At 62.1% G+C, this 13,315-nt stretch carries 11 protein-coding genes and 1 pseudogene; 1 reads left to right on the forward strand and 11 read right to left on the reverse strand.

The window, feature by feature from the left end; translation table 11 throughout:
• Window positions 1–360 precede the first annotated feature (360 nt).
• The 4 genes from HU230_RS17755 to HU230_RS17770 all read right to left on the reverse strand — a co-directional run bounded on the left by HU230_RS17755 (window position 361) and on the right by HU230_RS17770 (window position 6,833).
• Entirely contained in the window at window positions 361–1,500 is a 1,140-nt protein-coding gene (locus HU230_RS17755) for a nucleotidyltransferase family protein (RefSeq protein WP_176530542.1), read from the reverse strand.
• Window positions 1,501–1,625: 125 nt separating this feature from the next.
• Window positions 1,626–3,728, reverse strand: a complete 2,103-nt coding sequence (gene rlxS, locus HU230_RS17760; protein ID WP_234633877.1) for a relaxase/mobilization nuclease RlxS — start codon at window positions 3,726–3,728, stop codon at window positions 1,626–1,628.
• Window positions 3,729–4,189: 461 nt separating this feature from the next.
• Window positions 4,190–5,278, reverse strand: a complete 1,089-nt coding sequence (locus HU230_RS17765) for an IS110 family RNA-guided transposase (RefSeq protein ID WP_176530541.1) — start codon at window positions 5,276–5,278, stop codon at window positions 4,190–4,192.
• A 490-nt stretch (window positions 5,279–5,768) separates the two neighbouring features.
• Window positions 5,769–6,833 (reverse strand): IS110 family RNA-guided transposase, encoded by a 1,065-nt coding sequence (locus HU230_RS17770; protein ID WP_176530540.1) that lies wholly within the window; start codon window positions 6,831–6,833, stop codon window positions 5,769–5,771.
• A 142-nt stretch (window positions 6,834–6,975) separates the two neighbouring features.
• Between HU230_RS17770 and HU230_RS17775 the strand changes: the two genes are divergently transcribed.
• The gene (locus HU230_RS17775; protein ID WP_176530539.1) at window positions 6,976–7,872 is read left to right on the forward strand and encodes a hypothetical protein; all 897 of its coding nucleotides are present in this window, start codon (window positions 6,976–6,978) and stop codon (window positions 7,870–7,872) included.
• 25 nt (window positions 7,873–7,897) lie between these two features.
• Here HU230_RS17775 and HU230_RS17780 read toward each other — a convergent pair whose 3' ends face one another.
• The 7 genes and pseudogenes from HU230_RS17780 to HU230_RS17805 all read right to left on the reverse strand — a co-directional run bounded on the left by HU230_RS17780 (window position 7,898) and on the right by HU230_RS17805 (window position 13,305).
• On the reverse strand, window positions 7,898–8,437 hold the full coding sequence (locus HU230_RS17780) for a S26 family signal peptidase (protein WP_176530538.1): 540 nt from the start codon (window positions 8,435–8,437) through the stop codon (window positions 7,898–7,900).
• Window positions 8,427–8,645: a helix-turn-helix domain-containing protein gene (locus tag HU230_RS17785; RefSeq protein WP_176530537.1), complete on the reverse strand. Its 219-nt coding sequence runs from the start codon at window positions 8,643–8,645 to the stop codon at window positions 8,427–8,429. The genes HU230_RS17780 and HU230_RS17785 overlap by 11 nt, the downstream gene beginning before the upstream one ends.
• Window positions 8,646–8,799: 154 nt before the next feature.
• Window positions 8,800–9,477 (reverse strand): DUF2285 domain-containing protein, encoded by a 678-nt coding sequence (locus HU230_RS17790; RefSeq protein ID WP_176530536.1) that lies wholly within the window; start codon window positions 9,475–9,477, stop codon window positions 8,800–8,802.
• Between the two features lie 36 nt (window positions 9,478–9,513).
• Window positions 9,514–9,666 (reverse strand): annotated as a pseudogene (locus HU230_RS44085) (hypothetical protein); the annotation flags it as partial.
• 51 nt (window positions 9,667–9,717) lie between these two features.
• A complete protein-coding gene (locus tag HU230_RS17795) occupies window positions 9,718–10,041 on the reverse strand; it encodes a DUF736 domain-containing protein (protein WP_176530535.1) in 324 nt (107 codons plus the stop codon).
• A gap of 1,202 nt (window positions 10,042–11,243) precedes the next feature.
• Window positions 11,244–11,390 (reverse strand): hypothetical protein, encoded by a 147-nt coding sequence (locus HU230_RS17800; RefSeq protein WP_176530534.1) that lies wholly within the window; start codon window positions 11,388–11,390, stop codon window positions 11,244–11,246.
• 721 nt (window positions 11,391–12,111) lie between these two features.
• Entirely contained in the window at window positions 12,112–13,305 is a 1,194-nt protein-coding gene (locus HU230_RS17805; protein ID WP_176530533.1) for a ParB/RepB/Spo0J family partition protein, read from the reverse strand.
• Window positions 13,306–13,315: the final 10 nt, after the last annotated feature.

Raw genomic sequence — 13,315 nt, forward strand, 5'->3', positions numbered from 1 at the left:
CGTAGCGAGCATTCGCGAGTCGGCGCGGCCACGAAGGGCCACGATGTGATTCTGCAAGACTGAGCTGGATCTAATTGTATTCAGCGCGAATGCTGGATGGGTCAGTGATCAACATGCCGTTTAGCAAGCAAAAGCCAGCAAGGCGTGGACAGCCCGATCACTGCCACCATCATGTTGCGCCAGACGCAGTGTCGAGCATGATCGGTGACGTCGGCGTGATCGACATGCCGATATCGGCATCTTCATCGGCAGCACTTGCGTGACAGAGGCGATCATGTTGACGCGGGACCTGTGCTGCTGCTGGTCGAGGCGACGTTGGAGCAGGCAACGCGAGGCAGGACTTGGCCTGCCTGTCACGAGTCATTTTGGCGGTGGAGCCGGCTTGTCGGTGGACTTGTCTACCAGATCGTAATTGGCTGGATCGGAGCCGAACTCGGATACACCCTTCGCAAATTCGGTTCGGAGCAACGTCTGGAAGTCATCGTCATAGGTCGCAATGCTGGTGCGGATCGCAGCTCTCCACTGGTCACCACGATCCCATGCCTCCATGAAGGCGGAGGCAAGATCAGCATGCTGCCGGTTCTCGATCATTGCTTCAATGATCGATCTGGCTTGAAGTCGATCCTTCGCGCTCTTGGCCGTCCCGTCGCGGTCTTGCTTTCGGCGGGATCCGACGATCAGCTTGTGGATGGCATATCGTTCTGGAGATGGAATGAGAACCGGCACGCCTGCACCATGCAGCAGCACGGCACGGATGGGCTCGTAAATCAGGTAATCGAGAAAGCGCAGCGGAAATGCCGCCGCACCACCGAGCGCCGGCATCGGAACTGGCTTGCCTGCTTGATCATCGGACCACTGGTTCGGCGTCAGGAATTCCACCTTGAAGTTGTCCCTCGACACGAATTGGGTGGAGACCCTGCCGTCGGCCTGGCTCGGAACCTCGCGAAAAGTCGGATCGACATGTCGAAGTACCTCCAGGATCGGAGGCATGGTATCTTTGATCGCGACCGAGATTTCATGGAATTGCGCAAAGTCGGCATCGCCAGTCTGCATGGCGACCGCATCAAGGCGTCGGCCGAGCACGGCGGAGTAACATTGGTAGGCCACTGTTCCCACGAGCACCCCCCTCATGCGGAAAAAGCCGGCCTTGGCCAGTTGCTCCACGACTTGGCCGACCATGGGTAAGGGCCGCGGCAGATAGGCCTCGCGGGTCAGCGTGGAAACCAGCCGGCGACGTCCCTTCAGGTCGGCCTTCAGATCTTTGAATGCCTCAACCCGCTTGGTGATTTCAGGATCATCCACTGGACCGACGTAGCGGCGATCCTGGCCGCCCCCCTCTGGCTTGGGTGTGTCGAAGTACCAGTACTTCTTGTCCTTGACTTCGACAGCCACGAACCTTCCATTCGAGGAAAATTCGGAGGTGAAGCTCTCATCGAGGCTACGCTGGGCCAATTCCGAATATAGCGTTTGATAGGTGATATCGAGGCGGGCGGAGGTCATGCCGGGAACCCAAGTTATACTATTTTCGCGAAAATAGTATAACCGTTTCAGTGCAAGCGGCAAGTCCGTTATACTACTTCCGCACAAATAGTATAACCTCTATATTTATCAGTAGCTTATACGTTTTAAAGGCCCAATCCGCGCTTCATGCCGATTGACCAGGAAATACCCTCCCCGCCGATCTGGCCGGTGACCAATTGCCCGCGGACCCGCTCCAGCACCGGACGCCAGGGCACCAGCACGAACTCGTGGGATCGCTCGATCACGGCGAACCGTCCGCTGTTCAGCGTCAGCATGCGCCGGTAGACGCCCTCGATCTTGTCGCCGGTTTTAGCATCGACATGCTCAAGGCCAGTGCGCGCGGATATCTCCGCGGCGGTCCGCGTCAGTTCGCGCGTCTTGAGCGTCTCGAGCATGTTCCGCGCGAAGCGCATCTGACCGCCTTCCTCCCGCGCCAACCCCTGCTCGATCAGCCATTGCCGTCTGGCTCGCAAGGCGGTCTCGACCGCCGCGCCAAAGCCGGTCGATGCGAGTTCATTGGGCTCCTTGCCAACGAGCTTGCGATCCAGCCAAGTTGCGCCCAGCGCCTGCGGCAGATCCTCGAGCCTTTGCCACGACAGCACCGCGATCCGGACCGGAGCGCGCGATTGCTGGAGTTGTTCGTATCGAAGCGCCCGGTCCAGATAATCCCGCCCCACGCTCCAACCGCCATCGGCAAGACGGCTTACCATCCCCTCGCGCCGCATCGCCTCCAGACGACGGACGTGGGTTCTGACAAATTCGCCTGATGCTTGCGGGGCGAATTCCCGGTGCAGGCGGTCGCTGTAAATGCCGCCATGGCGGGCGGCGATCTCTGCGATCGTCCGATCGATTGCGCGCGGCTCAGCGACGCGCGACCGGAGCTCCAGAATCGTGTTCCGGACAGGCGGCTCTTCGTTGGCACGAAGGATACCAAGCTCCGCATAGTGCGTCCGCCCGTCGACCCCGTCGATCACCACATAGCGGCGCTCTGTCAGTTCATCTGCAAACCCTTCGCCGACGACCCGCCCGACCAGATGCTGACCGTGTCGCTCCGGATCGAAGATCGCGTAGTCGCCGGCGGCTCGCGAAACTCCTGCCGCGGCCATCTCGCGATGCATGGTCTTGATGATGTCGCCGCGCTCCCCCATGCGTCTCAGCTTGGGCTCGAGCTCAGGGTCGATCCGCCAACGCCCCGGTTCAGCCTCTTCCGCCAACCCCATGCGCGCCAAGGCTCGCAGCCGTCCGATCCGCGCCGTTTGCCAGGCGGGCTCCCGTCCAGACAGAGCACCCAACTCAAGAGCTCCTTCGGCAGCATCTCGCAGGATACTCCGATCGAGCCGCGTTAACCGCTCGGCCGTGATCTCCTGCTGAAGCTTACGTGCGACCTCGAATTCCGTTTCCGGGCCGAGCTCTCGCGTGATGAGCTCCGCTGCCCGCGAGCGAAGACCATGAGCGATATAGTCGCGCGCGATGACGAGATCGTTTCCTTCGCCATCCTTGCCGCGCAGGACGACGTGGGTATGGGGATGGCCGGTGTTGAAATGATCAGCAGCGACCCAGTCGAGCCTGGTGTCGAGATCCTGCTCCATCTGCCGCATGAGGTCGCGGACGAAGGGTTTCATGTCCGCCAGCTCCGAGCTGTCCTCAGGCGCCACGATAAACCGGAACTGGTGGCGATCGCCGGTGCTGCGTTCCGCAAAGCTCTTGCCATCGGCGCGGTCATTGCTGGCGTCGTAGAGCTCCCCCGGCTCGGCCTCGCGTGTGACACCGTCGCGCTGGACGTATCGCAGGTGAGCTCGTACGGCACCTAGGTCGCCTGACTTAATCCGCACGATCCGGGCCTTGATCACGACGCGGCGCTGGCCCGGATTCCGCCCGCGCCCGACCAGCACCGCACCTTGCGCGCGGCCGCGCCCGATGCGACCGCCGCTGAACGACGAGGCCGTCCGAACACCGGCGCCAGCTTTGGCCGCCTCCTGGCGGACGCGTCGAAGATAGCTGGTCGCTTTCCTGGCTCTGCGGTTGCCGATCCGTCCAAGTTTCACTTCGAATTCGTCGTCGATCTCTCGCATGGCCCGCATCCGGCGTTTGAACGAGCCGCCGATATGTGAAGCCAACGAGCGCTCGCCAAGACGCAGACGCAATTGCTCAAGCTCGCCATTGCGTTGGGCCGAATATGGTGACGGAGAGGATTCAGCGAGCGCCAACTCTTGGATGTGCAGACAACGGCTTAGGCGCTCCATAGCGCCAGTGCTTTTATCTTGCCCTCTTAATCGGTCGTGTCGTCTCTCGTCTCTCCGCTCTTACCCATTCTCGCTTCCTTTCTCTTTTACGACAAGGCCCTCTGCGCCACGCTTGAACGCGCTGCGCCACCACAACCGCGAGTCCGGGTGCGCCGTGCACTCTTCCGCGCTCAGCGACGGCGCAAAATCGCTGCAGCAAGGCAGCGTGGATGCCGTCGCGGCGCAATTTTCCATCGGCATGACGGAGCCACATCACAGGCACTCCGGCGTGGTCCAACTTGCACGTCACGTGCGTGGCCACAGGCAAGATAGCGTGCGTTCCGTCGTCGTTGATCTGCACCAGGCCTCTTCCGCTTGTGGCGGAGCTCCGTGTTCAAATTGGCTACGCTGCTCGGGTCATTGATCGGCCATCGGCTCGCCTCTGGTCATGCATGGGCTCCGAGCAGCTTGCGGTCCTTGGCGGCGGCACGTGCGCTGACGTCCGCCTGCGCGGCGTCCGGATCGCCGCAATAAAATGTGCCGTCGACCCACATCGCATGCATGATCACGGCAAGCTTGCGTGCCACTGCAACGGTCGCCTTGCGATGGCTCGTGCGTTTTGCGATCGCCATGCCCCAGGTCTTGACCTTGTCCTTGCGCTTGTAGCGGGTCAGCAGCGCACTGGCCGCCTCATAGAGCGCCCGCCGCACGTCGCCGTCGCCCGCCTTGCTGATCCGGCCCTGCACGTCGATCGAGGAGCCGGACTGCCAGCGCCGCGAGGTCAGGCCAAAATACGCCGCGACGTCGCGCGAGCGCCTGAAGCGCGAGGGATCGTCGACCGCGGTCATGAAGCTCAGCGCCGCAATCGGGCCGACGCCGGGAATCTGCATGAAGCGCCGGCACAGCGCATGGCCGGCGACCAGTCTGACCACCAGGTCGTGCAGCCGGCAATACTGCTTCCACAGCGCCGCGCGCGCGGTCAGCATGGCGTCGATCAGCTCGCTGACCAGCGCATCGCCCGCGCAGGCCTCGCGCACGGCTTGCGCAAAGCCGCCGCGCCCGACCCGGTTGAGGCGAATGCCGAACACCTTCAGCGAGTGCCGGATCGCGTTCTCCAGATCCAGGAACTTGCGCTTCAAATTGCGCCGGTGGGTCAGCAGCAGCCGCAGCCGGTAGCAGGCCTCACTCTTGATATGCGCGCGCCGGAACCAGCCGGTGCGCATGATGTGGGCGATGCCGAGCGCGTCCGCCTTGTCGGTCTTGTTGCGCTGCGCCTTCAGCGCCGCGCGCACATGCAGCGTCTCCAGGCAGACCGCCGGCAGGCCGAGCTTCAGCAGCTCCGCATGCAGCCAGGGCGACAGTGAGCCCGCCTCGTGGCCGAGCCGCCGCAAGCGGCCGAGATACGCCGCAAGCGCCGCCTTGATCGCGTCGGGATCGGTCACCACCGCCGTCTCCAGCATCACCGTGCCCTTGTCGTCCACCACGCACACGGCCGTCTCGTCCATGCCGACATCCAGACCACAGAAGTATTCCATCGCACGCCTCCCGCGTTGCTGAGGCGGCGCACTGTGCCCGTCATTCATCGCGCAGGCCACTTGCGCTGCGGCCGCAAATCCGGGTGCAGACCGATTACGGGCGGCCTTCCTAATCGGGCGTTCAAAGTCAACTCATTCCTACGCTTTTCTTCGACTCCTCGCAGAATAAGCATCGCTGCTTCCCTCCATCTACGACGCACAAACGTCACCACACCGCGTTGCAGTGGCATTCACCAGGCGGGGTCCATGCGTTCCTTCGCGTTCAGCACTTCGGCCGTCGCATGCTCTTCACCAGGTTCGTAAACAGGGTTGTCCAAGCAGTTTTGCGCTCTCGTCCCCGAAGGGCGGCAGCAGGCAAGAGATAGCGGACATTCCCCGTTTCGCGGCCCCGCCAGGGGACGCTCACCGCGCGCGCGGATCTCTAGTTTCGTTCCTCCTCAACAATGCTGGGGCGTGTCCCCAGCGCCTTGCTGGCTCGCCGGCGCGGAGGCTATTGCGCAGGCTTTAAGCGCAGCCGTTGCATGATCTTGGCACCGAATCCGACGTGGAAATCGGTCTCACTGACCCACATCCGATGCAGAATGCATGCGAGTTTCCGCGCCACCGCGGCAATCGCGCACAGCATGCTCGACCGCCTGGCGATCCGCAGGCCCCATGCCCGCAGTGCCGACCATTTTCTGACCCGGAGCAGCAGGCTGGCAGCCGCCTCACAGAGCGCCTCTCGCACGGAGATATCGCCTTGTTTGCTGATATGGCCCTCAAAATCGATCGATGTTCCAGATTGGTGGCGCTTCGGCGTCAGGCCAAAATGGGCGCCCACCGTACGTGATCGGGCAAAGCGATGAGGGTCATCAACGCCAACTTTGAAGGACAAGGCGACGACCGGACCGACGCCCGGAACCGTCATCAGACGGCGGCAAACGGGATCATGCTGGACCGCCTGCAGCAGCACGCGATGCAGCCGTTCGTAGCCCTCGAGAAGCGCGCGGCGCACGTCCAGCATAACCTCGATGGACATCGCAAAGACCGGGTCGCAGTGCTCGATCAGCTCGCGGATCCGAGCTTCGTAAGCCCCCCGGGCGACCGCTCCGACGAGCAATCCATAGGCCCGCAGTGCCCCGCGAACATGGTTCTCGAGGTCGACCAATTTGCGCTTGAGCAGCTTCCGGTTAGTCAACAACGTGCGCATTTTTTGCATGTCGATATTCTTGACATGGACGGCGCGGTACCAGCCCAGCCGCATCATCTGCGCGATGCCGCGCGCATCATTTCGGTCAGTTTTGTTGCGCATCGTCGATAGCGAAACGCGCATATGGCGCGCTTCCACGACAATGATTGGAAGGCCGGCTGCCCGTAGTTCGCGATACAGCCAGATACCTAGCGATGACGCCTCAACCCCCACCCTATCGAGGCGATCCGCGTAGCCCTCCAACGCGGAGCGGATCGCCTCTGGCTCGGTGTTGACCTTCACTTCGCGAACCGTGAGACCCTCGCTATCGACGATGCAAACGCTGGTTTCTTCAAGGCCGACGTCCAGTCCAACATAGAGTTTCATCGGAGCTCTCCCTTGTGGCAACGACGCTCCAAGTCGTCGCACCAGGCTCCGGATTCGGCCACGATCGCGTTATCGCCGTGCACCGGTATCTCGACGCCCGATTTGAAGAGCCCTCCCGCTTCCCTCCTGCAAAATACCGCTCATGCTGCTCGGAACGCCCAATCTCTATCTCGATCACAGCGCCGTCTCGAATGAGGATTGGTGGCCGCAGATCGATGCCGTGCTTGCAACTGGCCAGGTCCGGCTCGCACTCTCCCTGTGGAATTTGGTCGAGATCGGCAGTGCTACCGACCGGACGCAGCAGGACCGCCGCCTGGCATTTCTCGAACAACATGACCCGTTGTGGATCGTTGAGCGCGTCGCGGTGCAGCGGCAGGAGGTCGAACGCTTCCTCTGGGAGGGTCGTTTCGGTGTCACTCCGCGAGACCTTTGCGTGGTTACGCCGCATCTTTCGGTCGTCGATTTCTATCATTCCGGGACGCAAACGCGGATCGGACTGACGCCGCGGGGCTGGATTGACGGCGTCGATTTCAACCGCGTGTCCAAGCACAAGGAGCTTGCTCCGGACGCGCTGACGCGGCTCCAGGCCGTGGACAGGAAGACATTCAAGACGCGACAGGACGAGGTCTTCAGGGCGTGGATCAAAGGCTTGATTCCGAAGTTCGATCCCGACGGGAAGCCCTTCACGGTTGCGCAGCAGGCTGAGCTGCTGGCGTGGTGTGAAGCGCATCAGAAGGCGTTTTTCGACGCATGTCCGTCGCTTGTGGTGGAGGATGCGCTGACGGCCGTGCGCACCGCTAATCCCCGCCGCAAGCCCCAGCGGTCCGACGGCATCGATTTGATGCATGCGGTCATCGCGCTCGCTTATTGCGATTATTTTCTGATCCGCGACGGCTACGCGAAGACCTGTGCGATTCAGGTGATCAAGAGGCTCAGCTCACGCCACCTGGCGTCCGTCTATGACGACCCGGCGCGCTTGCATTCCGATCTCACCGTTCCGCGAGCGGGCGATACCCCGCAAGCAGGGTCGCCCGCATGAACATCCAGTTGCCTCTCTCGCCGGTCTATTGATCCGGATTCCAGGTCCACAATGGCCGCGCGACGCCCAGAATATCGCACCTCATGACCGGCCCGAAATACCTTGAATCGAACGAGTATGGATGCGGCTGCAGCAGGAAGAATTCGCCATCGACCAGCCGGATGCAGCCCTCCCAAGCCGGCAGCGGCCGTCCCTCGCGGTCCTTGTCGAACACCTCAGCCAAGACCTGGCCATTGATCGCAATTGTGCTGATCGGCTCCTTCGAGCGGCAAACCTCATCGCCGCCGATGGCTGTGACCTGTTTCACCAGCGGCACCGACGGCGGCAGGATGCCACGGGCGACAATCATCAGCTCGATCAATGGCGGAGGTATTATTACCGCAGTCTCGCCGCGCTTTGGGAGCCGGTTCTCGAGGTAATAGAACCCAAGCGGCGCGCTGCCCGAGGCATTGTAGATGACGAGCGGCGCGCGAATATCAGAGGTGATGAACATCGCAACGACGGCCGCCGAAACGCTGGCCAGTACGGCTATTTGCAGCCGCAGACGGGTACGATCAATCCGCATCGGAGGTCGACCTCCGCTTGTTGGCCTGCGAGTAATCGACGAGGTCTTCGATGTGATAACGGACGTAACGTCCATGCTTGCGGTAAAGGGGGCCTGTGCCCTGCACCCGCATTTTCTCCAGGGTGTTCTTGGTGAGCCGCAGCCAGGCGGCTGCTTCCACCGTATTCAGAAATGCTGGTTCCGGCTCTTTCTTTGCGTCGTCCGCCATCTTTGGGCTCTCCCTCGCGCGCGCCCCGTCAAAATGCGAGGGCGAGAAGAAGCGTCGTCAGATTGCCGCGCGATCGGGAGTGGCGAAGATTAGAGAATGCCGATTCGCCACCCCAGACCGGCAAGGTTGGTCAAGCCACCTATAGGCCAAGCGGCTAGGCGAGCAGATCGCGGTAACCGCCCTTCATCAATTCGGTGCCCTTGGCGACCAGCCGCCTTGTGCGGTCTTTCAGGAACTGGCTCGGTCCTTGCCATTCCTCGGCTACCTTTTTCTCGCCGAAGATCGTGATGGCGATCTGCCGGTAGGTCTTGCCGGCCATACTCTCATCGAGCGCGATCAGCGCGTGGTGGAGCCGTTCGTCGACCGTCAATGCCTGCCTATTGGCGGCCGTTGCTGCCTGCTCGGTAAAGCGGTGCAGGCGCTTGAGCAGTTCGGTTTGCGCGTTCAAATCCGCCAAACCGTTGATCTCAAACACCGACGCAAAGGGTTGTGTCAGGACCGCGATGTCGTGGATTTCGACGGCAACGAAGGCGCCTCGCCCCTTCATCAACACCAGCGGAATGTTATCGACGCCGATCGCCGCAACCCGGTCGGCATTGAAGCGCGACAGCGTGAGCGGTGCGAGGCCTTGGCGATGTTTTGGGGGCGCGGCCCGGAGCCGGACGACCTGCCTCAGCGAGGCCATATGCCAGAACACCGGAGCTTGCCGAGCCACAATCGAAGGATCGGCGAAGGCATAAAGGCCCCATTGTTCGGCGCGTGGAAAGCGCCGTCGCAATCGCAATAATCGCGTGCCGTCGTTCAGGGTGATAAGCGGCTGATGCCGGGGCACGGAGCAGCACCAGTCAGCGTAATAGTCAGGATTTCGACGCAGGAATTCCCAGGCCCAGTCGCTTGGGTCATAGCAGGCCGGTCCGCAAGAAACGGGTGTCTCGCGCGGTGTGACGGTAACGTCGTGGTTCAGGAGAAGCCCCCGGGCATTTAGACGAGCGATCAGACGAACGGGATCGTCAGGAGTAATTGGGGCGAGAGAACGGCCCCCGTGCGAAGAGCGCGGGGGCCGGGCTTGGCGTTAGTCCGCCGGATTCCAGATGACGGCGAAGACGTTGTCGTCGTCCTGGCCGGCGGCACGGCCGAGGTTGGCGTAAAGCTTGCGTGGTCCGAACTCGGGAGCCGCAAGCGACAGGCTCACATAGTCCTTGCGGCTGTTTTCCCCGCGCCGGATCCAACCCGCGCCGATCTCGACGCCCTGGGTGACGACCCGGAAGTCCGGGTGAGTGTCCGCGCTCTTGTCGCGGTTGGGCACGATGTCGATGTCGGCCCGGATCGACACGGTCTTGAGTTGTCCCTTGTAGCCGCCGTTCTCGTTCTTGGTGACGTATCCGATCGCAGTCATGGTCTGTCTCCTTGATGCCGCAGAGGCCGATCCCCTGCGATGGCGAGACCGTCATGGGAACCGAAACGCCACCGAACCCGTCAGGGGCGAAGCGCAGCGGCGCACCCGAGCAAACGAGTTTTTTGGAGCGAAGCGGCCGCGAGGAGCCGGGACTAGCAGGACCGGCGGGGAAAAAAGGAGATGGCGAGGGTTTTGGCGGCGGAGCGGTTCCCATAGGTCGTCACGCCCACGAGCAGGGAATCGTTCCTTTGAGGCTCATGGGGACAGACCGTGACTGCGATCGGACACGTCACCAAGAACGAGAACGGCGGTTACAAGGTTCAGCTCAAGACCGCGTCGTACCGGGTCGGCACCGACATCGACATCTGCCCAACCGCGACAAGAGTGCGGACACTCATCCGGGATTCCGCATTGTCATCCGGTGGTTCGCGACGAGCGCTTAAGTGAATCCGGCGCCGGGAAAACAGCGGCAAGGACTATGTGAGCCTGTCGTTTGCGTCTCCCGAGTTCGGACTGAGCACACGCAAGCGCGGCCGTTTAGTGGCCGGAGGCCATCGACGAATCGTGAAGCATCATCTTCGCCGGCGAATAGCTGACATCGCATCACCCGCGCTTCGGTGAGTCGCCTGCGTCGCTCATCATCGCGACGTCGCGACGCGCAAGGCCGAGCGTTAATTCATCGTGGTATGGTTTTTGCTAGTTTCGTGTTAGCTTGATGGCGCGCGCTGGTTCGCAGCGTCCGCGCATTCGTCAAGCCAACCAAACCTAAGAGGAAGACATGGCTAAGAAAGCGAAGAAGGCAAAGAAGACCGCCAAGGCGACCAAGAAGGTCGCCAAGAAGACCAAGAAGATGAAGAAGTAAGCGCGCGGTTTTCCGCAAGAGCAAAGCCGCCGCGGTATCGCGCCGACGATCAGACCGGCCCCATGTGCACACGGCTCAAGAAGCCTGGGACTGATGCACATGGGGCCGGTTTTATTTCGGGGCGTATGCCGCACAGGTCTCGTCGATTCCTAAGGATTACTTTTTAGTCTCAGCGCCGATCGTCCATCCCCTCGCGGGAGCAGTCATCGGGACTGCTTCCAGTGCCGATGCCCCCGCCATCCCGAAGGTGGATCGATCGAATCAAAGTGAGCTCGGGCGACATCGTTCGGTTCGGGCGGACTCGTCTGGGAACGACGGCTTCCACATATTGGAGTCGCACCTACGGTGCGCCCATCGTCAGTGAGGAGACGACCCGGGCAAGCACCACGACGGTCGCAGTTAGTGTCGCCGCTCCGACCAAAAGTTGCGCAACGCAATGCTTCACCATGGCACTTCCGTCCTTAAAGACGCTGAATGCATTCAGCATGGGTCGGCTCCGTCGAGTTCCATCCGTGGATCGCTCCGGACTCATAATCCGAGTCGGGAAGGCTCCCCCTCAGGCTTATTTCCGGGGCTGTTAGGGTTTGATTCAGGACTCACCGACTCCTGCAAAAAGGCTGCGGCGGAGGCCGCCGCAGCCGAATCGGTGGGCTTAGCCGCCGGTAAACAAATCCTTAACAGCCTCCCAGTTGCTGGCCGCGCTAAGGGTCTTGGCGGCGTCATAAGCATGCGGCGGGAACGCCATGTAGCGCGGCACCCAACCCTCGATCCTGTCCCGCCCTTCGCCGTTCAGGCAGTCGCGGATGATCTTTCGCTGCACCTTTGTCGTTTCCGACACGTTGGCGGCGGCGGTCTCCGCGCCGGCGACGTCCGCAAGCATGGCATTGACCGCGCCGCGATCCCGGACGAGATCGAGGAAGGTATCGTCGGCTGCCCACCAACGCGCCACGTCGGGGGCCACAAGAAAGCCCGCCGCCTCGACCAGCTCCGAGCCTGCGTACAGGGTTTCGGCCATGAGCAAGGTCAGTACCCGTAACACCTGTTCGTCCGGCAGGGTCAGCAGCCGGGCGAGTACGGCGGCGCCCCGATAGGCATCGGCATTGCCCCGCGTCAGCGTACCGTAGTGGCTCGGTTCGAGGTCGAGCAATTCGAAGATCGCGGTTCGCTCGGCCTCGAAGGCTGCCTGAGCTCGCCCTGCGGCCACGCTTTCAGCAATGGCTTCCTTGTCGGCGCGCTGCGGCTCGGGGCGGACGCTCCACAGCGGCGATCCGGCGATGATGTGCGCGACGGCAAGCCGGAGCGCAATGCCGGGCCGCGACAGCAGTTCGGCGCGCACGATGGCGTGGCGATGCATAGTTCTCGGCAGCCTTGGTCAATTCAGCCTTGGCAAGAGTGGACCTTTCCAGCGTGTCGGTGGCCTTTCCGCCCTGAGCTTCCCTATCGTCCGCGTCCCGCTCGTCCCGGTCGCGATAACCGGCATGGACCTCCACCTCGCCGTTCGAGCCGACCTCGATGAACGCGTGGCCGCCGTCTTCCAGCGCCACTTCATCGTACTGCCAGTCGTGGAAACTGCTGCCTCTTTCCATGACCGTCACCTGTTGCCAGCCTTTGCCGGTCAGGTCGTCCCGCAACTGCGCAATCGCTGTGTTCTGAAGTACCCAGAAGGCATCGTGGTCGCTGAAGTAGCCGACGTCGCCAAAGAGATCGGTGACGATATTGCCGGGGTAGTTCGCAAGCGGAAACAACGCGACTTTGGTTGCGATCTGTTCGCCTCCGAACAGCCAGCGCTTGAGCCGAAACCCCCGTGGTGCTCCCTCCCCGTCGCCGTCCGCACCGGCCTCCGTGGCCAATGCATCGACCCACTCCTTCTGCTGGCTCCTCGTCGCCGATGTGAGGAGGCGCAGGTCTTCGCCCTCGATGGTGCCTGCGCGGAAGGCTTCCTTGATTTTCGGGTGGAGGGAGGCGATCGCAAGACGCTGCTTGACCCGAAGCTCGGTCACGCCGAACGTTGCGGCAATCTCCTCCACCTTGCGGCCTTGCTTGAGCAGTTTGGCGAAGGCCTCGTATTCCTGGAGTTCGTCCATTGGCTGGCGGGCGACGTTTTCGATAAGGGAGGCTTCCATCGCGCCGGTGTCGTCGCCCGTGGCCGTCACGGCGCACGGCAGCAGCACCGTTTCAGGTGCTGCGCCCTGTTCCTCGGCGACCTTGCTTGCGGCGAAATATCGCCGTCGCCCGGCGATGATCTCAAAGCCTTCTTCATTTGGTCGCACCAGAAGCGGCTGCAGAACGCCGCGGACGCGGATTGACGGCAGGATGTCGGAGACATCGGGCGGTTTGCGTCCATGGCGGACATTGACGGCGGCTACCTTGAGGTTGCTCAAGGGAATGTGTTGCAGGTCCATTATCTTATCT

Origin of the sequence: Bradyrhizobium quebecense (genome assembly GCF_013373795.3) — a bacterium.
GTDB classification, from domain to species: domain Bacteria; phylum Pseudomonadota; class Alphaproteobacteria; order Rhizobiales; family Xanthobacteraceae; genus Bradyrhizobium; species Bradyrhizobium quebecense.

Coding starts and splice junctions, on each gene's coding strand:
- HU230_RS17800 (WP_176530534.1), bottom strand. CDS start 11,390: ATGCTGAATGCATTCAGCGTCTTTAAGGACGGAAGTGCCATGGTGAAG.
- HU230_RS17785 (WP_176530537.1), bottom strand. CDS start 8,645: ATGGCGGACGACGCAAAGAAAGAGCCGGAACCAGCATTTCTGAATACG.
- HU230_RS17795 (WP_176530535.1), bottom strand. CDS start 10,041: ATGACTGCGATCGGATACGTCACCAAGAACGAGAACGGCGGCTACAAG.
- HU230_RS17805 (WP_176530533.1), bottom strand. CDS start 13,305: ATGGACCTGCAACACATTCCCTTGAGCAACCTCAAGGTAGCCGCCGTC.
- HU230_RS17780 (WP_176530538.1), bottom strand. CDS start 8,437: ATGCGGATTGATCGTACCCGTCTGCGGCTGCAAATAGCCGTACTGGCC.
- HU230_RS17775 (WP_176530539.1), top strand. CDS start 6,976: ATGCTGCTCGGAACGCCCAATCTCTATCTCGATCACAGCGCCGTCTCG.
- HU230_RS17765 (WP_176530541.1), bottom strand. CDS start 5,278: ATGGAATACTTCTGTGGTCTGGATGTCGGCATGGACGAGACGGCCGTG.
- HU230_RS17755 (WP_176530542.1), bottom strand. CDS start 1,500: ATGACCTCCGCCCGCCTCGATATCACCTATCAAACGCTATATTCGGAA.
- HU230_RS17770 (WP_176530540.1), bottom strand. CDS start 6,833: ATGAAACTCTATGTTGGACTGGACGTCGGCCTTGAAGAAACCAGCGTT.